The sequence below is a fragment of the Yoonia sp. 67-2 genome, assembly GCF_035117555.1.
Taxonomy (GTDB): domain Bacteria; phylum Pseudomonadota; class Alphaproteobacteria; order Rhodobacterales; family Rhodobacteraceae; genus Yoonia.
In genome coordinates this window covers 262,344-282,049 of sequence record NZ_JAYKPK010000005.1, presented here as the reverse complement: position 1 = coordinate 282,049, position 19,706 = coordinate 262,344, and the positions used below count along the sequence as shown (strand labels likewise).

Below are 19,706 nucleotides of genomic sequence, written 5' to 3'. Positions count from 1 at the left end.
AGCTAATTTTCACTGCGGGGCAATCGTAAACTCAGGCTTTGGGATGGGCGCGGTCATAGACAGCCATCAGTTGCGCGCTATCCACCGCAGTATAGGCCTGGGTTGTAGACAGCGACGCATGGCCCAGCAATTCCTGAATGCTGCGCAGATCGCCGCCCGCCGCCATCAGATGGGTGGCAAAGGAATGGCGCAAGGCATGCGGTGTGGCCGTTGCAGGCAGACCCAGTTGCAGGCGGGCCTGTTCCACGACTTTCTGGATCGCGCGGGGGGCAAGTGGGCCACCACGGATCGCGCGGAACAAGGGGGCTGTGGGTGTCACCTCATAAGGACAAAGCCGGATGTATTCGGCGACAGCATCCCGGGCGACATCCAGCACCGGGACAATCCGTTCCTTGCCACCTTTGCCGGTGATCCGCAGCACCGGTGGCAGGGGGGTATCCTTGCCGGTCAGTGACAAAGCCTCTGATATCCGCAGACCGCAGCCGTAAAGCAGGGTAATCACCGCGCCGTCGCGGGCGGCGACCCAAGCCTCGCGCGATTGCAGCCCGACCTGATCGATCATGTCACTGGCGGCTGGCGGGCTGAGCGGGCGGGGTAGTTTTGCGCTGAATTTCGGCGATCTTGTCGATAAGACCGCTGTCGGTTCAAACCCTTCGCGCTGGGCCAGCCAGCGGTAGAAGGATTTGACCGCCGACAAAGATCGCGCCAATGACCGCGCCGCCACGCCGCGACTGCGTTCATGCGCCATCCAGGCGCGCATATCGGCGACGCTGATCCGGGCCAAAGGGGCGAGCCCCGTCGCGCCGCCATGATGCTGTGTCATGAAGGTCAGAAAGCCCAGCACATCGGCCTGATAGGCCTTGATCGTATTGGGGGCTGCCCCGGCCAATGCGCGCTGCTGGTCCAGCCAATGATCCAGCGCCTGTGTCAGCGCAGGCGCGATCATCCCAGCCAGCGGCGCAGCACCCGTTCCAGCACGCCGGTGAAAAACGCCATCAGATCAGTGCCTTGGCTCTGGCTGAATAGTTGTGCATCCTTGCTGCCCATCACCAGCATCGCGGGCAGACGCCCGGTGCCAAGGTCGAGCTTCAGACAGGCTTCGGATCTGATCTCGCTCGCGTTTTCGCCGTAAAGGCTGGCACCGACATTGGTGAATTTGCGCAACGTGACCTGCCGTGCGGGCAGATTGCGCGCCATCGTGATGTAATCACTGACAAAACCCGACGCAACCGAAGCCACGACCGGGCCAAGATCGCTTTGATGGTCGGGGTCATTGACCTCCAGCACCAGACGGATCGCATCGACGCGCAGAGTATTGGCGACATCGCCCGCCAGATCGGTCAGAAATCCGGCAAAAGTCGCCGCATCCATCATCCGCAGGATCGCGCGATGCACCTGATTGGTGCCGGCAAGATTGTCATAGGCGGCGGCGATCACATTGCGATGGGTGTCTTCAAGCTTGTCAAACCGCGCCTCAAGCCGGTCCATCGCGATGGCGCGCAGATCGACGATATTATTGCCTTTGGCATCGTCATTGGCCCCCACAAGGGCGCGCATCAGATCGGGATCGTCCAGTAAAAAATCGGGGTTTGCGATGATTTTCGCGCGAAGATCATCGGCAAGTGCTGGTTTGGTCATGGGCTGCTCTGCTTTTGTTTTGTGACACATTAACAGGTCTGGCAGGGCAGTGCCGCAACTTTTTTACGGGTGGTGGAGGCAGGATGGGTGATATCACCCATCCTACGGGCGGCTTACAAAATCGTGATGCCGGCTTTTTCGATATCGGCCATAAAGCCTGCCAGACCTTTGTCGGTCAGGATGTGATTGGCCATCGCCTTGATCACCGCAGGCGGTGCCGTGGCCACATCGGCGCCGATCTTGGCACAATCGGACATATGGTTCGCGGTGCGGATCGAGGCGGCAAGGATCTGCGTGGCAAAGCCGTAATTGTCATAGATCGTGCGGATATCCTCGATCAGTTCCAGACCGTCGATGTTGATATCATCCAAGCGCCCGATGAAGGGGCTGATGAAGGTCGCGCCGGCTTTGGCCGCCAGCAAGGCTTGATTGGCCGAGAAGCACAGGGTCACATTGACCATGATGCCTTCGTCCGACAATGTCTTGCAGGTTTTCAGACCGGCCCAGGTCAGCGGCACTTTGACCGCAATATTATCGGCGATCTTGGCCAGCTTGCGGCCTTCGGCCAGCATGGTTTCAGCGTCCAATGCCACGACTTCGGCGGAGACCGGACCTGCAACCAAATCGCAGATTTCCTTGGTCACTTCCAGAATGTTGCGGCCGGATTTGGCGATCAGCGATGGGTTGGTTGTCACCCCATCCACCATCCCGAGATCGTGCAATTCCTTGATCTGGTCGATATCGGCTGTGTCTACGAAAAACTTCATAACTTCCCTCCGGGGATGGGTTGGTGTTTGCTGTCCCAGCGTTTACCTGACCACAGGCGATGCGTGAACCCTCAAAAGGCGGTTATGACAGACAGCTATTTTCATCAAGGCGATCTGGTCGGTGTGCTGACGACGCAACCGCTCGACCGGGTGCTGGATTACAAAGCGCCGGAAGGGGGATGCCATCTGGGGGCTTTTGTCGAGGTGCCTTTGGGGCCGCGGAAAGTGCTGGGTGTTGTCTGGGGGCCGGGCAAGGGCGATTATGACCTTGCCAAGATCCGCTCGGTCATCCGGGTGCTGGACCTTGCGCCGATGCGCGATGAAATGCGCGATTTCCTGACCCGCGCGGCGGATTACACGCTGACGCCGCTACCTGCGATGCTGCGCCTTGGCACCCGCGCGCCGGGTCTGGGCGATGCGCCGTCCATGCGCAAGGTCTATCGGCTGGGCGGCGGCGAGCCAGACCGCAAGACCGCTGCCCGCGACAAAGTGCTAGGAGTGCTGCGAGATTACGGCGGGCTGGCGTTTACCCTGAAAGAACTGGCCGAGGCGGCAGATGTCGGCCCGTCGGTGGTCAAAGGTCTGGTGGCACAGGGCGCGGTGGTGGAAGAAGATGCGCCGCGCGATACGGCCTATCCAAGGCTTGATCCGGAGTTTGGCGGCAAGACGCTGAGCCCTGATCAGGCCGCAGGGGCCGAGGCGTTGCGCAAACGTTTGCGCGATGATTGCTATGGCACGACCCTGCTGAAAGGCGTGACCGGGTCCGGCAAGACCGAGGTCTATCTGGAGGCTGTCGCGGAATGCTTACGCCTGGGCCGTCAGGCGCTGGTGCTGCTGCCCGAAATCGCCCTGTCAGGTGAATTCATCGAAAGGGTCGAGGCGCGGTTTGGCCGCAAACCCGCCGAATGGCATTCCGGCGTGACGATGACCGAACGCCGCCGCTGCTGGCGGATGGTCGGGCAGGGTGATGCGCAACTGATCGTCGGCGCACGCTCGGCTCTGTTTCTGCCATTCCAGAATCTTGGCCTGATCGTCGTCGATGAAGAACATGACACGTCGTATAAACAGGAAGATGGCGTGCTTTATAACGCCCGCGACATGGCGGTGCTGCGCGCGGCTTTGTGTGGCGCGCAGGTGGTGCTGGCCTCGGCCACGCCCAGTCTGGAAAGCTGGGCCAATGCGCAGGCGGGCAAGTATCAGCGGCTTGACCTGACGTCCCGCTTCGGTGCGGCGGTCATGCCGCAGATGGATGCGATTGATATGCGGGTGGAAGAGGTGCCGCATGGGCGCTGGGTGTCATCGACCTTGCGCGCTGCCATCGCCGACAGGCTGGAAAAAGGCGAACAATCGCTGATTTTCCTCAACCGGCGCGGCTATGCGCCTGTCACGCTCTGCCGGGCCTGCGGGCATCAGATCGGTTGTGATCATTGCGATGCGCGGATGGTCGAACATCGGTTCCAGAACCGGCTGATGTGCCACCAATGTGGTGAGACAAAGCCGATTCCGGTGATCTGCCCCTCCTGCGGTGCGGCGGATAAGCTCGCCGCTGTTGGCCCCGGTGTGGAACGGATGGGCGAAGAGGTGGCAGCACTGTTCCCCAAGGCGCGGATCGCTGTGCTGTCATCCGACCTTTACGGGTCTGCCCGCGCCATGAAGGCGCATATCGCCGAAATCGCGCAAGGCGGGACCGATATCATCATCGGCACGCAATTGGTTGCCAAAGGCCATAATTTCCCGCTGCTCACCTTGGTCGGCGTGATTGATGCCGATCTGGGTCTGCAAGGCTCTGATCTGCGTGCGGCGGAACGGACCTTTCAGCTGATGCGCCAGGTCGCGGGGCGGGCGGGGCGCGCTGCCACCCCCGGCGTGGCGTTGCTGCAGACCTATCAGCCTGACCATCCGGTGATCCGCGCGATCCTGAACGGGGATGAGGAAAGCTTCTGGTCCGCCGAAGCGGAAGAGCGGCGCGCCGCCGGTGTCCCGCCTTACGGGCGGATGGCAGGGATCATCCTCAGCGGCCCTGATCTGAAAGCGGTGTTTGACCTTGGCAATGATATGGCCCGCCGCGATGGCCCTTTGCACCAAATCGGGGCGCAGGTCTACGGTCCGGCCCCCGCACCCATCGCCCGCGTGCGGGGCAACCACCGGGTGCGGCTGCTGGTCAAGGCAGATAAATCAGCGCCTTTGCAGGCTGCTCTGACGCAATGGGTCGCGCAGTTCCGCTTGCCTAGCAACCTGCGCCTCGCCATCGACATCGACCCACAAAGCTTTTATTAACCCAATCGTCGGAGCCCAAATATCCCCGCCGGAGGCATAAAAGTTCTTAATCCTGACCCATCTCCGCCCGCCAATGCCGCCGACAGAGCGAGACATAGCGATCATTTCCCCCAATCACGATCTGATCGCCCGAGGATAACACCCGCCCTTCGGCATCCTTGCGCACCACCATCGTCGCCTTCTTGCCGCAATGGCAGATCGTGCGGACCTCGCGCATTTCATCGGCCAGTGCCAGCAGCGCGGCTGAGCCGGGAAACAATTCCCCCAGAAAATCCACCCGTAGCCCGAATGTCATGATCGGCACGTTCAGATCATCCACCGCGCGCGCCAGTTGCCAGACCTGATCTTTATCCAGAAACTGCGCCTCGTCGATGAAAACGCAGGCACAGGGGCCAGCAGCCAGCCGCGCCTGGATCTTGGCGAACAGATCTTCACCGGGGGCAAAGGTGTCGGCATCGGCACCAATCCCGATGCGGCTGCCGATCCGTCCATGCCCCGCGCGATTGTCGAGCTGCGCGATCATCAGATAGGTCTGCATGCCGCGTTCGATGTAATTATGCGACGCCTGCAACAGGACAGTCGATTTGCCCGCGTTCATGGTCGAGTAATTGAAATAGAGCTTTGCCATGCGGCTGATTAGCCCCGTGACAGACGTGATGGCAAGAGGGACGGACAGGTCTTTTCCTCCCGCTGCAATCTGCTAGGTCCTGACCAAGACGAAAGGATGCAAGCCATGGACCTGACAGATCTTCCCAACATCATGCCCGGTGCCTTGCAGCCGCTGGATCATGCCGCTTTGGCCGGGCCGGGTGATCCGGGCCATCCGCCGCGCATCCTGTTGCTTTACGGATCGCTCCGCCCGGTCAGCTATTCCCGCCTCTGCGCGGAAGAGGGCGCGCGCGTGCTGCGCGCCTTGGGCTGCGAGACGCGGATGTTCGACCCCGCAGGCCTGCCGCTGCCCGATGATGGCGTCGATGCAACCCACCCCAAGGTTGCCGAATTGCGTGAATTGGTGCTCTGGTCCGAAGGCATGGTCTGGTCCAGCCCCGAGCGGCATGGTGCGATGACAGCGATCATGAAAGCGCAGATCGACTGGCTGCCGCTGTCGCCCATTGGCGGCATCCGCCCGACGCAGGGCAAGACTTTGGCGGTGATGCAGGTCTCTGGCGGGTCGCAATCTTTCAACACAGTCAATCAGTTGCGCATATTGGGGCGCTGGATGCGGCTGATCACGATCCCCAACCAATCCTCTGTCCCGATGGCGTTCAAAGAGTTTGAGGGTGGGCGGATGAAACCCTCCCCCCTTTACAACCGGATCGTCGATGTGATGGAGGAACTCGCCCGCTTCACCCTGATGACACGCAGCCGCGACAAAATGCTGACGGATCGCTATTCTGAACGGGTCGAAACCCTGCAGGACGTGCATGACCGCGTCAGCGGTTAGGCGCGTTCCAGAATGACCGACCCCACCGAATAGCCCGCGCCAAACGAACAGATCAGCCCTTTGTCGCCCGCCACCAGATCATTGGAATTCTGCGCAAAAGCGATGATCGACCCCGCTGATGACGTGTTGGCGTAATCCTGCAGGATATTGGGCTGCTCTGCCGGTTCCGGCACGCGGCCCAGCACCTTGCGGCCGATGTAATCGTTCATCGTCTTGTTCGCCTGATGCAGCCAAAGGCGGCGCAAATCATCCGGCACCACGCCAGCATCCGCCAGATGGGCGGCGATATGGTCGCTGACCAGCGGCAGCACCTCTTTGAACACCTTGCGCCCGTTTTGCATGAATTGCATGTCGCGGCGGTCGTCCATCGCATCATGGGTGCGGCGCAGATAGCCGTTGTTGTTGCGGATATTATTGCTGAATTGCGTCGCACAGCGGGTGGAGATCACCTTGAAATGCGGCCCTTCCAGCCCTTCATCGCGTTCAAGCAAGGTCGCCGTCGCCACATCGCCAAAGATGAAATGACAGTCGCGGTCGCGCCATTCCAGATGGGCACTGCAAATCTCGGGGTTGACCACCAGCGCGCGGCGGATCGACCCGGCACGGATCATATCCGCCGCTGTCTGGATGCCGAAAGTGGCACTGGAACAGGCGACATTCATGTCAAAGGCAAAACCACCGGCACCCAGCAGCTGCTGAATTTCCACACCAATCGCCGGATAGGCGCGTTCCATATTGGACGCGGCACAGATCACCAGATCGACATCGCCCGCATCCACACCCGCCATCGCCAGCGCCTTGCGCGCGGCATCAACCCCGATTTCCGCCATATAGCCCGGCGCGTCATCCGGCCGCTGTGGCAGGCGCGGGAACATGCGGGCAGGGTCCATCAGCCCGGATTTATCCAGCACGAACCGCTGCTCGATCCCCGAAGCGGCAAGGATGAAATCGGCGGAACTATGCGGCTTGGCCGCCACCTCGCCCGCGGCAATCGCATCCGCATGGTCGGCATTCCACAGATCGGCATGGGCGTTGAAGGCGATGACCAATTCATCATTGGTAATCACTTGTGACGGCGTGAACACACCGGTTCCGGTAATCGCTGCGTGATGCATGAAGGCCCCCCTGATGCGCAGATTAGATTAGGGTCGCGGCGACAGCAATGTCCACCGCGACCCCGCGTCCTCAGCTTTCGGGCGGCAGCACGCGCAGGCGCAATTCGCGCAATTGTTCGTTCATCGGCTCGGATGGCGCGCCCATCATCAAATCTTCGGCACGCTGGTTCATCGGGAACATGATGACTTCGCGGATGTTGGACGCATTGGCCAGCAGCATGACGATCCGGTCAATCCCTGCCGCACAGCCACCATGCGGCGGCGCGCCATATTGGAACGCATTGACCATGCCACCGAACCGCTTGCGCACCTCTTCCTCGCCGTAACCCGCAATCTCGAAGGCTTTGAACATGATCTCTGGCTTGTGGTTGCGGATCGCACCCGACACCAGCTCATAGCCGTTGCAGGCCAGATCATATTGATAGCCCCGCACATCCATCGGATCACCCTGCAACGCCTCCATCCCGCCTTGCGGCATGGAAAACGGGTTGTGCTCAAAATCGATCTTGCCGGTTTCCGCATCCTTTTCATAGATCGGGAAATCCACGATCCAGGCAAAGGCGAAACGGTCCGTGTCGGTCAGGCCCAACTCGTCACCGATGACAGTGCGCGCACGCCCCGCCACAGCCTCAAACGCCTTGGGCTTGCCGCCAAGGAAGAATGCCGCATCGCCCAGCCCCAGACCCAATTGCTGGCGGATCGCCTCGGTGCGTTCCGGCCCGATGTTTTTGGCGAGCGGGCCTGCGGCCTCCATCCCCTCACCCTGATCGCGCCAGAAGATATACCCCATCCCCGGCAACCCTTCTTTCTGGGCAAAGGCATTCATGCGGTCACAAAACTTGCGCGACCCGCCGGTGGGCGCCGGAATCGCGCGGATTTCGGTACCGTCCTGCTCCAGCAGCTTGGCAAAAATCGCAAAACCGCTGTCACGGAAATGATCCGACACAACCTGCATCTTGATCGGGTTGCGCAGATCGGGCTTGTCGGTGCCGTACCACAGGGCGGCGTCCTTGTAGGAAATCTGCTCCCAGGTCTGGTCCACTTTGCGCCCGCCGCCGAATTCCTCGAAAATCCCGCCGATCACCGGCTGGATCGTGTCGAACACATCCTGCTGAGTGACGAACGACATCTCCAGATCCAACTGGTAGAAATCGGTGGGCGACCGGTCCGCGCGGGGATCTTCATCGCGGAAACAGGGCGCGATCTGGAAGTACTTATCATAGCCGCTGACCATGATCAGCTGCTTGAACTGCTGCGGCGCCTGCGGCAGCGCATAGAATTTGCCGGGGTGCAGACGCGACGGCACCAGAAAATCCCGCGCACCTTCGGGGCTGGACGCCGTAATAATCGGCGTCTGATATTCGCGGAACCCCTTGTCCCACATCCGCCGGCGCATGGAGGCCACAACGTCAGAGCGCAGTTTCATATTGCTCTGCATCGCCTCGCGCCGCAGGTCGAGATAGCGGTATTTCAGGCGCGTTTCTTCGGGATATTCCTGATCGCCGAACACCATCAGCGGCAATTCCTTGGCCGCGCCCAGCACTTCGATATCGCGGATGAACACCTCGACCTCGCCGGTGGGCAGCTTGGCATTGACCAGTTCAGGGCTGCGCGCCACGACTTCGCCATCGATGCGGATACAATATTCCGACCGCACCTTTTCCACCTCGGCAAAGACCGCAGAATCAGGGTCACACAACACTTGCGTGATGCCGTAATGGTCGCGCAGATCGATGAACAGGATGCCGCCGTGATCGCGCACCCGATTGACCCAACCGGACAGGCGCACGGTTTTGCCGACATCGGCGGCGGTCAGATCGGCACAGGTATGGCTGCGATAGGCGTGCATGGGATGGTCCTTTGGCGAAAATACGGGCAGGCCCGATACACCCCTTTGCCCGACCTATGTCAACCATTGCTTCGCTTTGGTTAAAATACTCCCGCCGGAGGCGTCAAAATCTGCTGATTTTGACTTTACACCATATCCGCCAAGCTAAGCCTTGCACCTGCGCGCGCCATCCCTATAACCCACGACAATTTGCACATCAGGGGGCAGGGCGATGCCAAAGCGGACCGACATCAAATCCATCATGATCATCGGCGCGGGGCCCATCATCATCGGGCAAGCCTGCGAGTTTGACTATTCCGGTGCGCAAGCCTGCAAGGCGCTGCGCGAGGAAGGCTATCGCGTCATCCTCGTCAACTCCAACCCCGCCACGATCATGACCGATCCGGGTCTGGCCGATGCCACCTATATCGAACCGATCACACCTGAAATCGTCGCCAAGATCATCGAAAAAGAACGCCCCGATGCATTGCTGCCCACCATGGGCGGGCAAACTGGCCTGAACACCTCGCTGGCGCTGGCCGATATGGGCGTGCTGGAAAAATTCGGGGTCGAGATGATCGGCGCGAAACGCGAAGCCATTGAAATGGCCGAGGACCGCAAGCTGTTCCGCGAAGCGATGGACCGGCTCGGGATCGAAAACCCCAAAGCCACAATCATCACCGCCCCAAAGATGGACAACGGCAAGCGCGACATCAAGGCGGGCCTGCAACTGGCCATCGACGCCATCGAATATGTGGGCCTGCCCGCGATCATCCGCCCGGCCTTTACCCTTGGCGGCACGGGCGGCGGCGTCGCCTATAACCGTGAACAATATGAATATTATTGCCGCACGGGCATGGAAGCGTCCCCCGTTGGTCAGATCCTCGTCGATGAATCCCTGCTCGGCTGGAAAGAGTTCGAGATGGAGGTGGTGCGCGACAAAGCCGACAATGCCATTATCGTTTGCGCGATTGAGAACGTCGATCCGATGGGCGTGCATACTGGCGACAGTATCACCGTCGCGCCCGCGCTGACGCTGACCGACAAGGAATATCAGATCATGCGCAACGGCAGCATCGCCATTCTGCGCGAAATCGGGGTCGAGACGGGTGGGTCGAACGTGCAATGGGCGATCAACCCCGCCGATGGCCGGATGGTGGTGATCGAGATGAACCCGCGGGTGTCGCGGTCATCGGCACTCGCCTCCAAAGCCACCGGTTTCCCGATTGCGAAAATCGCCGCGAAACTCGCCGTGGGCTATACCCTCGATGAGCTCGACAACGACATCACCGGCGTCACGCCCGCATCGTTCGAACCGACCATCGATTATGTCGTCACCAAAATCCCCCGCTTCGCCTTTGAGAAATTCGCAGGCTCCGAACCGCACCTGACCACCGCCATGAAATCCGTGGGCGAGGCGATGGCGATTGGCCGCACCTTCCACGAATCGATGCAAAAGGCGCTGGCCTCCTTAGAAACCGGCCTGACCGGTTTTGACGAAATCACCATCCCCGGCGCGCCCGATGCCGCAGCCATCACCAAGGCGCTGGCCCAGCAAACCCCCGACCGCATCCGCGTGATCGCGCAAGCCATGCGCCACGGCATGTCCGATGATGACATCCATGCGGTGACCAAATTCGACCCTTGGTTCCTCGCCCGTATCCGCGAAATCATCGAGGCAGAGGCTGAGATCCGCAAAAACGGCCTGCCTGTGACGGAAACCGGCCTGCGCAAGATTAAGATGATGGGCTTTACCGATGCCCGCCTTGCCACGCTGACCGGCAGGACCGAAGACAACGTCCGCCGCGCCCGCCACAATCTTGGCGTCACCGCCGTGTTCAAACGCATCGACACCTGCGGCGCGGAATTCGAGGCGCAGACACCCTATATGTATTCCACCTATGAAACCCCCGTCATGGGCGATGTGGAATGCGAGGCGCGTCCGTCTGACCGTAAAAAGGTCGTCATCCTCGGCGGTGGCCCGAACCGGATCGGGCAGGGGATTGAATTTGATTATTGCTGCTGTCACGCCTGTTATGCCCTGACCGATCAGGGCTATGAGACGATCATGATCAACTGCAACCCCGAAACGGTATCGACCGATTATGACACCTCGGACCGGCTTTATTTCGAACCGCTGACCTTTGAACACGTCATGGAAATCCTGCGGGTTGAGCAGGAAAACGGTGTGCTGCACGGTGTGATCGTGCAATTCGGCGGCCAGACACCGCTGAAGCTCGCCAATGCCTTGCATGACGCGGGCATTCCGATCCTTGGCACGACCCCCGACGCCATCGATCTGGCCGAAGACCGGGAGCGGTTCCAGCAATTGGTCGAAAAGCTCGGGCTGAAACAGCCCGTCAACGGCATTGCCCATTCAGATGCTGAAGCGTTCGAGATTGCCAAAACCATCGGCTTCCCCCTCGTGATCCGCCCGTCCTATGTGCTGGGCGGCCGCGCGATGGAGATCGTGCGCGATCAGGCGCAGCTGGAACGCTATATCTCCGAAGCCGTAGTCGTCTCCGGCGACAGCCCCGTTCTGCTCGACAGCTATCTGTCGGGTGCTGTGGAGGTGGACGTGGATTGCCTGTCCGACGGCAAAAACACCCATGTCGCCGGCATCATGCAGCATATCGAAGAAGCGGGTGTGCATTCCGGCGACAGCGCCTGTTCCCTGCCGCCCTATTCGCTGTCGGCGGCAATGATCGCCGAAATCCGCAGCCAGACCGAAAAGCTGGCACTGGCCTTGCAGGTCGTGGGCCTGATGAACATCCAGTTCGCCGTGAAAAACGAAGAAGTCTACCTGATCGAGGTGAACCCCCGCGCATCCCGCACCGTGCCATTCGTGGCCAAAGCGACGGATAGCGCTATCGCCTCCATCGCCGCACGGCTGATGGCGGGCGAGCCTTTGTCCAACTTCCCGCTGCGCGCGCCTTATCCGGTCACGGAAAACCCGATGGATGTGCTGCCTTTGGGCGATGCTTTCACGCTCGCCGATCCAAACACGCCGTGGTTCTCGGTGAAAGAGGCGGTGCTTCCCTTCGCCCGTTTCCCCGGTGTCGATACGATCCTTGGTCCCGAAATGCGCTCCACCGGTGAAGTCATGGGCTGGGACCGCTCCTTCCCCCGTGCCTTCCTCAAGGCGCAGATGGGCGCTGGCACCAACCTGCCCACGCAAGGCACCGTGTTCATTTCGATCCGCGATGAGGACAAGACAGCGGATATGGTGGAAGCGGGCAAAATCCTCCTCTCGCTCGGATTTCAGATCGTGGCGACACGCGGCACCGCCGCTTGGCTCACGGAACACCAGATCGATTGCGAAATCGTCAACAAAGTCTACGAAGGCGGGCTGACCATCGTCGACCGTCTGAAAGACGGCCATATCGCGCTGGTTTTCAACACCACCGAAGGCTCGCAAGCGGTCGAGGACAGCCGCGATATCCGCGCCGTCGCCCTTTACGACAAGATCCCCTATTTCACCACCGCCGCCGCCAGCCATGCCGCCGTGCTGGCCATGCAGGCGCGTGAGGAGGGCGATATCGGGGTGCGGTCGCTGCAGGGGTAATCGATAATGCAGGCGGTGCTACGATTCGTCGTTAAGATCTAGCATTCATCGTACCGCCAGTTGCGATTATCAGGTTTTTATCCACCACCCCTAGTCTGTGAGAGTCAAATATATGTTGACCCGGTTCGAATTCGGTGTATATCTATGGGGATAACGCATGATTTTGTGTCAAGCGTCGTTTTTCCCCAAAATACGCTATATTTCTGTTGACCACCCGATTGGAGTGTCGTCATATCACTTTCAGGTGTTGAAGTAAGGCGACGCCGCCGATGGTTACAGCCATGGCGACGTCTTGTTTCCTCATCATGTAACCCGGCGAGGGGCACTTGAAATGTTGGTAGACACCTCTCTTTGAATCCAAGAGCGGACAATATGTCAAGGGCCCTTCGTCATTCAATCTGATGAAAGGGCAGCAATATGCCATATTACTATGTTAACAAGAACGCGCAAAAAAAACGGTGATCATGAGGTTCATAAGGAGGGATGCGCTTGGCTTCCCGCCTCGGAGAACCGGACCTATCTCGGCTCATTTGGGTCATGCGCGCCGGCGGTGACAGAAGCAAAAAAGCACTATCGTCAAAGCAATGGCTGCGTCCACTGCTCAAAAGCATGTCACACAGGATAGGAAGCAATCATGGCAAAGAAGCAAAGTTCACCAAGGCTTTCTACGATTGCATCGAAAGTGCTGTCGGGAAAAAAACCAACCTCTGCCGAAGCGAAGTCGCTTGCAGCCTCAGTGCTCGGCCAAGATGAGACAAAGGGGCAAAAGAAGAAATAGATTGATCTAGTCGTAGGTCAGTCTGATCGGTTGCTTCGGGGCCGTTACCCGAAGCAACCTCTTTTTGAAGTCGCCGCCGTGCTGGCCATGCAAGCGCGTGAAGAAGGCGATATCGGCGTGCGGTCGCTGCAGGGCTAGCATCAGCCCGGAGGTGCCGTAGCGAGGCTGCTCGGGTGGGCACTGTCGCCACGCACCAGACGGGGTTTTGGCAGGTGGCACAAAATCGCCGCCTGAAACGCGGCCAGATTGGCAACAGGTTTCGCCAGAAACCCGTCTGCGCCTTTCAGCAGCACAGTCTCCCCGTAGGGGGTGACGGCCAAAGGGGGCAGAATGCACCTGTCACCTCACCGTTCCATCCATAGTGATTCGTCCTTTTGGTGGCAGTCCCATGATCAGAGCAGGCCAGAATGAACAGGTCCTGAACAGACAGGCGCGTTGCAGGCCGGCCTGCGCTGCGGCATAAAGACCGGCAACCAAGGGAGAAAAGCCATGATCGGACGTCTGAACCATGTCGCCATCGCCGTGCCGGATCTGATCGCGGCCAGCGATCAATATCGCCAGATGCTGGGCGCCGATGTCGGCGCGCCGCAGGATGAACCGGATCACGGGGTCACAGTGGTCTTTATCACCCTGCCCAATACCAAGATCGAATTGCTTTATCCTTTGGGCGACGGCTCACCGATCCAAGGGTTTCTGGACAAGAACCCTTCGGGCGGCATTCATCATATTTGCTATGAGGTCGATGACATCATCGCCGCCCGCGATCATCTGCTGGATCAGGGCGCGCGCGTGCTGGGCGGGGGGGAGCCAAGGATCGGCGCGCATGGCAAACCAGTGCTGTTCCTGCACCCCAAAGATTTCAACGGTTGCCTGATCGAGCTTGAACAGGTCTGAAATCGGCGTATCTGACGGGTAACCCCGAAAGGAAAGCAAGTGGCAGTCACATCAGGCATCGTTTTGTTCATGGTCATCTGGTCGATGGTGTTTTTCATCGTCCTGCCTTTGCGCATGGTCAGCCAGGGCGACGCGGGCGAGGTGGTGCCGGGCACGCATTCCTCTGCCCCCGCTGACGCGCAGATCGGGCGCAAGGCCAAGATCACAACCATGTGGGCCGTGCCGATCTGGTGCATCATCGCGGGCGTGATCCTGTCGGGCGCGATATCAGTGCGCGATATCGACATGTTCAACCGGATGGGCCCGGCAGAGGTCAGCGCCGATTAAGCCGGTGGAACAGATGGGTGAATGTCGCGGCCCCCAGGACCGGGATTACCAGATTGATGAACGGAAATGACAGCGGCACCGCCATCAGACATCCCGCCAACCAGATCGTGCCTTGGTGTTTCTTGCGCAACGCTTGCGCACCCGCGCGCCCGATCCGGCGCATCGCGGCCAGTTGGAAATATTCCCGCCCCAGCAAAAACCCATTGAGCGCGTAAAAGATAAAGAACGCGGCAAAGGGCAGCAGCGCATAAAGTACGAAGGCCATCAGGTTCGCGCCGATCAGGATACCCAGAAAACCGAATGTATCGCGCAGACCTTCGCTGAAACTGGGGCCGGGCATCGGGGGTAATGTGGGGAAATGTTTTTCCTCCACCGCCTCTGCTACCTCATCCAGAAACAAGGATGTGATGGCCGATGCGACCGGCACCATCAAGAACACTGACAAGACGATCATCACGCCCAGCGACCCCCAGCTGAGCAGATCGCCGATCCATGTCACCTCGCCCACGCCGGGCAGGGTGACCGGGCCAGAGGCGACAGCCTCGATCAACCACAAAACACCGGCATAGATCGCGACCAGCAAGGCGATGGTCAATCCGATGCCACGCCACAGCACGCTGCGGAACCGCGGGTCAGACATCTGCCCCAGCGCCAGCATGAATGACGACAGGATCATGCCGCCACCCATGTTGTGATCATACCCAGATCAGGGCGCGGGCGGTCGGGCGGCGCGCTGGTCTCGGTCCCGATATGGATAAACCCGGCGATGCTCTCGTGATCTTCCAGCCCCAGCCCGTCGCGGATGAAATCGCGGTCATGACTGGCCCAGCCCGACAACCAATTCGCGCCCCAGCCCGAGGCCAAGGCCGCATTCAGCAGTGCCAGACAAACCGCGCCAGCGGAATAGATCTGTTCGATCTGCGGCACTTTATCCGAAGGTTTCGGGCTGCTGACCACCGCAATCGCCAGATCGGCAGAGCCATATTGATCCTGCGCCTTGGCGATCTTGTCCGGGTCGATCTGCAAAGCCGCCCCCCGCACCGGGATCAGCCCCGCCAACCGCGCCAGCGCCGGTTTGCCCAGCACGATGAACCGCCATGGCTCCAGCTTGCCATGATCGGGCGTGCGCGCGGCGGCGGCCAGCAGAATGCTGATCGCCGCCCGGTCCGGCACTGGCGTGGTCAGGGTCTTGGCCGGACGCGACCGGCGCGTCAGCAGAAAGGACATGGCTTCGGGATTCGGATCGGGCATAGCGGCTCCTGCGGCGTAAGGCAGCCCACAGATATGTGGTCGCAGCCGCGCTGACAACCGGCAGGCGGTCAGAACGCCACCGCCGGGAACGGAGGTCAGCGCCTTTGCAGATCGCGCAGGTCTGCGAATGCCGCGCCGTTGACGCAATAATCGGGCGCTTCCGGCAGGTCGGGCTTCGCCGCCAGCAGCTTGTCACAACTGCCGATCTGCGTGCAGCCACGGCAGCGGGTGACCATATCGGCATAATCATCAGCGGCGATATCGCCTCTGTCCAGAGCGGTGGACAGGTCGACATCGCAGGCATCCGACATTTTCACCACCCGCAGGAAATGGTCGCGTATGTCGCCCGGTGTTTGCATCATGAACCTCCATGCACTGCCTGCGAGACTGCCACGGGGCACAGGTGCGGTCTTTGCGATGGATCAAATGGGGGGTCCGCTACAATATCAGCCCGCCGATCACGCAGACCCATCCGACCCCGACGGCGATCCCGGCAACCGCCACGGCGGCAGAGCCGCAATCCTTGGCCTGTTTTGCGGCCTCGCGTCGGGCGGGGCTGATGTCATCGACCACACGTTCGATGGCGGTGTTCATACATTCCAGCGCCAGAACGAAGATCCCGCCCATCAGCAGCATGCCCCGTTCCGCCCCCGATAAAGGCAGCACAAAGGCCAGCACTGCGAAGATCGCATTCGCCACCAGCCATTGCATCAGCGACCCTTCGGTCCGCCAGACATGGACAAAGCCTTGCCAGGACCAGATCGCCCTTTGCCGGACCCGCATGATCTGATGCCACATGGCGGTTGCCTTTCCTTGTCGCTGCGACTTTTGGCCAGATTGCGGGAAGCGCCGCGTTCTGCCAAGGCTGCTTCTGACCTGACGGAACATTTGACCGCAAGCCCCCCCGGCCCGATGTCCTGTCAAAAAGACAGGAGCCTGCCCGATGTATCCGACCCCAGCCCGATCCGAACGCATTGCCGATGGGACCGTCCATGCTGTGGGCGTGATCGGGGCCGTGGCGGGTGCCGTGGTGCTGATCATCTGGTCGGCGGGCACGGCAAGCCCGGCACAGGTCGCGGCAATTGCGGTCTATGGCGCGACGTTGATCGCGACATTCGTTGCTTCGGCGGCCTATCATCTGGCCCCCTGGCACGGCCTCCGCCCGACATTGCGCCGGTTTGACCATGCGGCGATCTATCTGAAAATCGCAGGGACCTATACGCCCTTGGTGGTGCTGATCGGCAGTGGCTTTGCCTATCTGGTGCTGGGCGTGGTCTGGGCTTTGGCGGTGATCGGTATCGTGCTGAAGCTGTTCTTCTGGCGCGCACCGGGGCGGTTTGGCCCGGCGCTCTACCTGATCATGGGCTGGCTGAGCCTTGCTTTGATCTGGTCGCTCTGGCCATTGGTACCTGTGTCAACGATGGTGCTGATCGCTATTGGCGGCTTGCTTTATACCGCAGGTGTGCCGTTCTACGCAGCCACAAGGCTGCGTTATTCCACGGCAATCTGGCATGGCTTTGTTGTCATCGCCTCTGCCTGTTTCTTTATCGCCATCGCGACAGGGGTGGCGGCGCAGGCCTAAAGGGTCGCTGCGACCTGCCTGACAACGCGCAGCCGGTCGGCATTCGCCGGATGCGTCCCAAGGAACCGGTTGCCCGGATCAGGAATGCGGAAAAAGAATTCCGCGCCGCGCAACGGGTTGAACCCGGCAGCATGGGCGATCCTTGTGCCGGTGGCATCTGCTTCAAGCTCGAAATTCTTGGAATAGGCGCGGGCGGCGACCGTGCCGCCCAAGCGCTGTGCTGTCTGGATCGCATCGGGAGAGGTGCCGCCGATTGCCTCGGCCAGACCGCCGACCAGCGTGGCGCCTATCACTGCCGTCTGTTGCTGGCGCGCGATATGGCCTTCGATGTGATGCGCGGCCTCATGCGCCAGAACAAAGGCGATCTCATCGACATTGCGCGCGTCATTCAGCAGCCTTTCGGTGAAAACGATCACCGGGCGGCCATTGCGGTCCAGCGTCTGATAGGCATTCATCGGCGCGCCGGGCCTGTCGTCGACAAGGATCAGGAAATCGCAATTGCTGTTATTGCCGCGCTGACGGCACAATTGTTCGGCCAAAGGCTCGATCCGCGCCACAGCAATCTGGAAATTCCGCATCGCCTGATCCGGCGACACCCGCCCGCCCGCATCGGTCGGTTGCAGGATCACCGCCGCTGTCGGGGCAGGAGGCGGGGCCATGTCCATCGGCGCACAAGCGGCCAGACCAAAGGCAAAGAGGACGGCGAGACGACGCATAGGCAACTCCGATACAGGGCGGGATTGTCGGAAAGAATAGCAGGTCGCCCCGCCGCTGCCAGTCACGATTGCTTGCCCGGCGCAGTCCCGCTAGGGTGGATTCATGTTTAGTATTGAACACGATTATGACGCGACCGTGGTCACCCTTGTTGATGAGGGCGGGCCGCCCCTGCGCGAGGATGTGATCATCAATGCCTTTGATGATTGCGTGACCCTGACCCAATATGATCCGCGCAGCGACAAAGATGTGCGGATCACCATGTCGATGACCCAGCTGCGCGATTTGCAGGCAGCGCTTGATCTGCCCGAAGGGATTTACCGGCTGCGCAAGGCCTGACGCCCTGACGTTGTCAGGGCGGCCTCCGGCGGGGATATTTTTACTCTGACGATGCGAAAGGTGGTGCGATGGCGACGGGGTTTTTCTGGGATGAGCGCTGTTTCTGGCATGGCGGCGGCAATTATGCGGGCATGTTGCCGGTGGGCGGGTTGGTGCAGCCGCTGGATGGCGGTCTGCCCGAAAGCCCCGAAACCAAAAGGCGTCTGAAAAACCTGATCGAGGTGACCGGCCTCGCCCGCGATCTGGTGCTGCGCGGCGCAGAGGCGGCGACAAATGATGATTTGCTACGGGTCCATCCCGCCCATTATCTGGATCAGTTCAAGGCTCTGTCCGATGCGGGCGGCGGTGAGTTGGGGCGGCGCACGCCTTTCGGCCCCGGCGGGTTTGAGATCGCGGCCCAATCGGCAGGGCTGGCCAAGGCGGCCCTTATGGCGGTGTTGCAGGGCGAGCTGGACAATGCCTATGCCCTGTCGCGCCCGCCCGGCCATCATTGCCTGCCGGATTATCCCAATGGCTTTTGCCTGCTCAACAACATCGCCATCGCCATTGAAGCCGCACGCGCTGCCGGGCTGGCGCAACGTTTCGCTGTGCTGGACTGGGACGTGCATCACGGCAACGGGACCGAAGCAGTCTTCTATGACCGCGCCGATGTTCTGACAGTGTCGATCCATCAGGATCGGAATTACCCCATGGACACAGGTGGTTTCGCGGATCGTGGTCTTGGGGCGGGGGCCGGGTTTAATCTGAACATCCCGCTGCCCCCCGGCACCGGGCATCGGGGCTATCTGGCCGCGATGGAAAGATTGGCCCTGCCTGCGATCCGCGCATTCGCGCCTGACGTGCTGATCATCGCCTGTGGCTATGATGCGGCGGCGATTGATCCTTTGGGGCGGATGCTGGCCATGGCGGAAACCTTTGCCAGGATGACCCGGCAGGTGATGGATCTGGCCCGCGATCACTGCAACGGTCGGCTGGTGATGGTGCATGAGGGCGGCTATTCCGAAACCTATGTGCCATTCTGCGGTCATGCGGTGCTACAGGAAATGTCCGGCAGCGCGGTCCACGCCCCCGACCCCTTCGCGCAGGTCTTTCCGCTGCGCCAGCCGGATGCGGGTTTTGATGCCTATCTGGACGGGGTGATCGCCGATATGGCCGCGCAATTGTAACGCAAAGAAAAAGGCGCACCC

General features: G+C 60.6%; 21 protein-coding genes. 9 read left to right on the top strand and 12 right to left on the bottom strand.

The window, feature by feature from the left end:
* Positions 1–31 precede the first annotated feature (31 nt).
* The 3 genes from VOY09_RS10795 to fsa form a co-directional block, all read right to left on the bottom strand.
* The gene (locus VOY09_RS10795) at positions 32–946 is read right to left on the bottom strand and encodes a tyrosine recombinase XerC (protein WP_322895470.1); all 915 of its coding nucleotides are present in this window, start codon (positions 944–946) and stop codon (positions 32–34) included.
* Positions 943–1,638 (bottom strand): DUF484 family protein, encoded by a 696-nt coding sequence (locus tag VOY09_RS10790; protein ID WP_322895469.1) that lies wholly within the window; start codon positions 1,636–1,638, stop codon positions 943–945. The genes VOY09_RS10795 and VOY09_RS10790 overlap by 4 nt, the downstream gene beginning before the upstream one ends.
* 113 nt (positions 1,639–1,751) lie before the next feature.
* On the bottom strand, positions 1,752–2,405 hold the full coding sequence (gene fsa / locus VOY09_RS10785) for a fructose-6-phosphate aldolase (RefSeq protein WP_322895468.1): 654 nt from the start codon (positions 2,403–2,405) through the stop codon (positions 1,752–1,754).
* Between the two features lie 84 nt (positions 2,406–2,489).
* Between fsa and VOY09_RS10780 the strand changes: the two genes are divergently transcribed.
* Complete coding sequence (locus tag VOY09_RS10780) at positions 2,490–4,682, top strand: primosomal protein N' (protein ID WP_322895467.1); 2,193 nt, start codon at positions 2,490–2,492, stop codon at positions 4,680–4,682.
* Positions 4,683–4,728: 46 nt separating this feature from the next.
* Here VOY09_RS10780 and VOY09_RS10775 read toward each other — a convergent pair whose 3' ends face one another.
* Positions 4,729–5,310, bottom strand: coding sequence for a thymidine kinase (locus VOY09_RS10775; protein ID WP_322895466.1), 582 nt, complete (start codon positions 5,308–5,310; stop codon positions 4,729–4,731).
* 105 nt (positions 5,311–5,415) lie between these two features.
* Here VOY09_RS10775 and arsH point away from each other — a divergent pair, with 105 nt between their 5' ends.
* The gene (gene arsH, locus VOY09_RS10770; protein ID WP_322895465.1) at positions 5,416–6,126 is read left to right on the top strand and encodes an arsenical resistance protein ArsH; all 711 of its coding nucleotides are present in this window, start codon (positions 5,416–5,418) and stop codon (positions 6,124–6,126) included.
* On the opposite strand, the gene VOY09_RS10765 is transcribed toward arsH, so the two are convergent.
* Together VOY09_RS10765 and aspS are read right to left on the bottom strand one after the other, a co-directional pair.
* On the bottom strand, positions 6,123–7,241 hold the full coding sequence (locus VOY09_RS10765; protein ID WP_322895464.1) for a beta-ketoacyl-ACP synthase III: 1,119 nt from the start codon (positions 7,239–7,241) through the stop codon (positions 6,123–6,125). The two genes, arsH and VOY09_RS10765, sit on opposite strands and share 4 nt — an antisense overlap.
* Before the next feature lie 70 nt (positions 7,242–7,311).
* Positions 7,312–9,090 (bottom strand): aspartate--tRNA ligase, encoded by a 1,779-nt coding sequence (gene aspS, locus VOY09_RS10760; RefSeq protein WP_322895463.1) that lies wholly within the window; start codon positions 9,088–9,090, stop codon positions 7,312–7,314.
* Between the two features lie 211 nt (positions 9,091–9,301).
* Between aspS and carB the strand changes: the two genes are divergently transcribed.
* Positions 9,302–12,634 (top strand): carbamoyl-phosphate synthase large subunit, encoded by a 3,333-nt coding sequence (gene carB, locus VOY09_RS10755; RefSeq protein WP_322895462.1) that lies wholly within the window; start codon positions 9,302–9,304, stop codon positions 12,632–12,634.
* 634 nt (positions 12,635–13,268) lie between these two features.
* On the top strand, positions 13,269–13,412 hold the full coding sequence (locus tag VOY09_RS10750) for a hypothetical protein (RefSeq protein WP_322895461.1): 144 nt from the start codon (positions 13,269–13,271) through the stop codon (positions 13,410–13,412).
* Positions 13,413–13,552: 140 nt separating this feature from the next.
* Here the strand turns inward: VOY09_RS10750 and VOY09_RS10745 are convergent, their stop codons facing one another.
* Positions 13,553–13,732, bottom strand: coding sequence for a hypothetical protein (locus VOY09_RS10745; protein WP_322895460.1), 180 nt, complete (start codon positions 13,730–13,732; stop codon positions 13,553–13,555).
* 169 nt (positions 13,733–13,901) lie between these two features.
* On the opposite strand from VOY09_RS10745, the gene mce reads away from it, so the two are divergent.
* Positions 13,902–14,306: a methylmalonyl-CoA epimerase gene (mce, locus tag VOY09_RS10740; protein WP_322895459.1), complete on the top strand. Its 405-nt coding sequence runs from the start codon at positions 13,902–13,904 to the stop codon at positions 14,304–14,306.
* A 39-nt stretch (positions 14,307–14,345) separates the two neighbouring features.
* A complete protein-coding gene (locus VOY09_RS10735) occupies positions 14,346–14,633 on the top strand; it encodes a DUF1467 family protein (protein WP_322895458.1) in 288 nt (95 codons plus the stop codon).
* Here the strand turns inward: VOY09_RS10735 and VOY09_RS10730 are convergent.
* From VOY09_RS10730 to VOY09_RS10715, 4 genes are all read right to left on the bottom strand, one after another.
* On the bottom strand, positions 14,620–15,309 hold the full coding sequence (locus VOY09_RS10730; protein WP_322895485.1) for an EI24 domain-containing protein: 690 nt from the start codon (positions 15,307–15,309) through the stop codon (positions 14,620–14,622). The genes VOY09_RS10735 and VOY09_RS10730 overlap by 14 nt on opposite strands.
* Complete coding sequence (locus tag VOY09_RS10725) at positions 15,306–15,884, bottom strand: nitroreductase family protein (protein WP_322895457.1); 579 nt, start codon at positions 15,882–15,884, stop codon at positions 15,306–15,308. The genes VOY09_RS10730 and VOY09_RS10725 overlap by 4 nt, the downstream gene beginning before the upstream one ends.
* A gap of 95 nt (positions 15,885–15,979) precedes the next feature.
* On the bottom strand, positions 15,980–16,246 hold the full coding sequence (locus tag VOY09_RS10720) for a DUF6455 family protein (protein ID WP_322895456.1): 267 nt from the start codon (positions 16,244–16,246) through the stop codon (positions 15,980–15,982).
* A 76-nt stretch (positions 16,247–16,322) separates the two neighbouring features.
* Complete coding sequence (locus VOY09_RS10715; protein WP_322895455.1) at positions 16,323–16,682, bottom strand: diacylglycerol kinase; 360 nt, start codon at positions 16,680–16,682, stop codon at positions 16,323–16,325.
* Between the two features lie 145 nt (positions 16,683–16,827).
* Between VOY09_RS10715 and trhA the strand changes: the two genes are divergently transcribed.
* Complete coding sequence (gene trhA, locus VOY09_RS10710; protein WP_322895454.1) at positions 16,828–17,466, top strand: PAQR family membrane homeostasis protein TrhA; 639 nt, start codon at positions 16,828–16,830, stop codon at positions 17,464–17,466.
* Here trhA and VOY09_RS10705 read toward each other — a convergent pair.
* Complete coding sequence (locus VOY09_RS10705) at positions 17,463–18,182, bottom strand: M48 family metallopeptidase (protein ID WP_322895453.1); 720 nt, start codon at positions 18,180–18,182, stop codon at positions 17,463–17,465. The two genes, trhA and VOY09_RS10705, sit on opposite strands and share 4 nt — an antisense overlap.
* 103 nt (positions 18,183–18,285) lie before the next feature.
* Here VOY09_RS10705 and VOY09_RS10700 point away from each other — a divergent pair, with 103 nt between their 5' ends.
* Positions 18,286–18,519: a hypothetical protein gene (locus tag VOY09_RS10700; RefSeq protein ID WP_322895452.1), complete on the top strand. Its 234-nt coding sequence runs from the start codon at positions 18,286–18,288 to the stop codon at positions 18,517–18,519.
* A gap of 68 nt (positions 18,520–18,587) precedes the next feature.
* Entirely contained in the window at positions 18,588–19,685 is a 1,098-nt protein-coding gene (locus VOY09_RS10695; protein WP_322895451.1) for a class II histone deacetylase, read from the top strand.
* The last annotated feature ends 21 nt before the right edge of the window (positions 19,686–19,706 follow it).

Coding starts and splice junctions, on each gene's coding strand:
- VOY09_RS10795 (WP_322895470.1), bottom strand. CDS start 946: ATGATCGCGCCTGCGCTGACACAGGCGCTGGATCATTGGCTGGACCAG.
- VOY09_RS10790 (WP_322895469.1), bottom strand. CDS start 1,638: ATGACCAAACCAGCACTTGCCGATGATCTTCGCGCGAAAATCATCGCA.
- fsa (WP_322895468.1), bottom strand. CDS start 2,405: ATGAAGTTTTTCGTAGACACAGCCGATATCGACCAGATCAAGGAATTG.
- VOY09_RS10780 (WP_322895467.1), top strand. CDS start 2,490: ATGACAGACAGCTATTTTCATCAAGGCGATCTGGTCGGTGTGCTGACG.
- VOY09_RS10775 (WP_322895466.1), bottom strand. CDS start 5,310: ATGGCAAAGCTCTATTTCAATTACTCGACCATGAACGCGGGCAAATCG.
- arsH (WP_322895465.1), top strand. CDS start 5,416: ATGGACCTGACAGATCTTCCCAACATCATGCCCGGTGCCTTGCAGCCG.
- VOY09_RS10765 (WP_322895464.1), bottom strand. CDS start 7,241: ATGCATCACGCAGCGATTACCGGAACCGGTGTGTTCACGCCGTCACAA.
- aspS (WP_322895463.1), bottom strand. CDS start 9,090: ATGCACGCCTATCGCAGCCATACCTGTGCCGATCTGACCGCCGCCGAT.
- carB (WP_322895462.1), top strand. CDS start 9,302: ATGCCAAAGCGGACCGACATCAAATCCATCATGATCATCGGCGCGGGG.
- VOY09_RS10750 (WP_322895461.1), top strand. CDS start 13,269: ATGGCAAAGAAGCAAAGTTCACCAAGGCTTTCTACGATTGCATCGAAA.
- mce (WP_322895459.1), top strand. CDS start 13,902: ATGATCGGACGTCTGAACCATGTCGCCATCGCCGTGCCGGATCTGATC.
- VOY09_RS10730 (WP_322895485.1), bottom strand. CDS start 15,309: ATGATCCTGTCGTCATTCATGCTGGCGCTGGGGCAGATGTCTGACCCG.
- VOY09_RS10725 (WP_322895457.1), bottom strand. CDS start 15,884: ATGCCCGATCCGAATCCCGAAGCCATGTCCTTTCTGCTGACGCGCCGG.
- VOY09_RS10720 (WP_322895456.1), bottom strand. CDS start 16,246: ATGATGCAAACACCGGGCGACATACGCGACCATTTCCTGCGGGTGGTG.
- VOY09_RS10715 (WP_322895455.1), bottom strand. CDS start 16,682: ATGTGGCATCAGATCATGCGGGTCCGGCAAAGGGCGATCTGGTCCTGG.
- trhA (WP_322895454.1), top strand. CDS start 16,828: ATGTATCCGACCCCAGCCCGATCCGAACGCATTGCCGATGGGACCGTC.
- VOY09_RS10705 (WP_322895453.1), bottom strand. CDS start 18,182: ATGCGTCGTCTCGCCGTCCTCTTTGCCTTTGGTCTGGCCGCTTGTGCG.
- VOY09_RS10700 (WP_322895452.1), top strand. CDS start 18,286: ATGTTTAGTATTGAACACGATTATGACGCGACCGTGGTCACCCTTGTT.
- VOY09_RS10695 (WP_322895451.1), top strand. CDS start 18,588: ATGGCGACGGGGTTTTTCTGGGATGAGCGCTGTTTCTGGCATGGCGGC.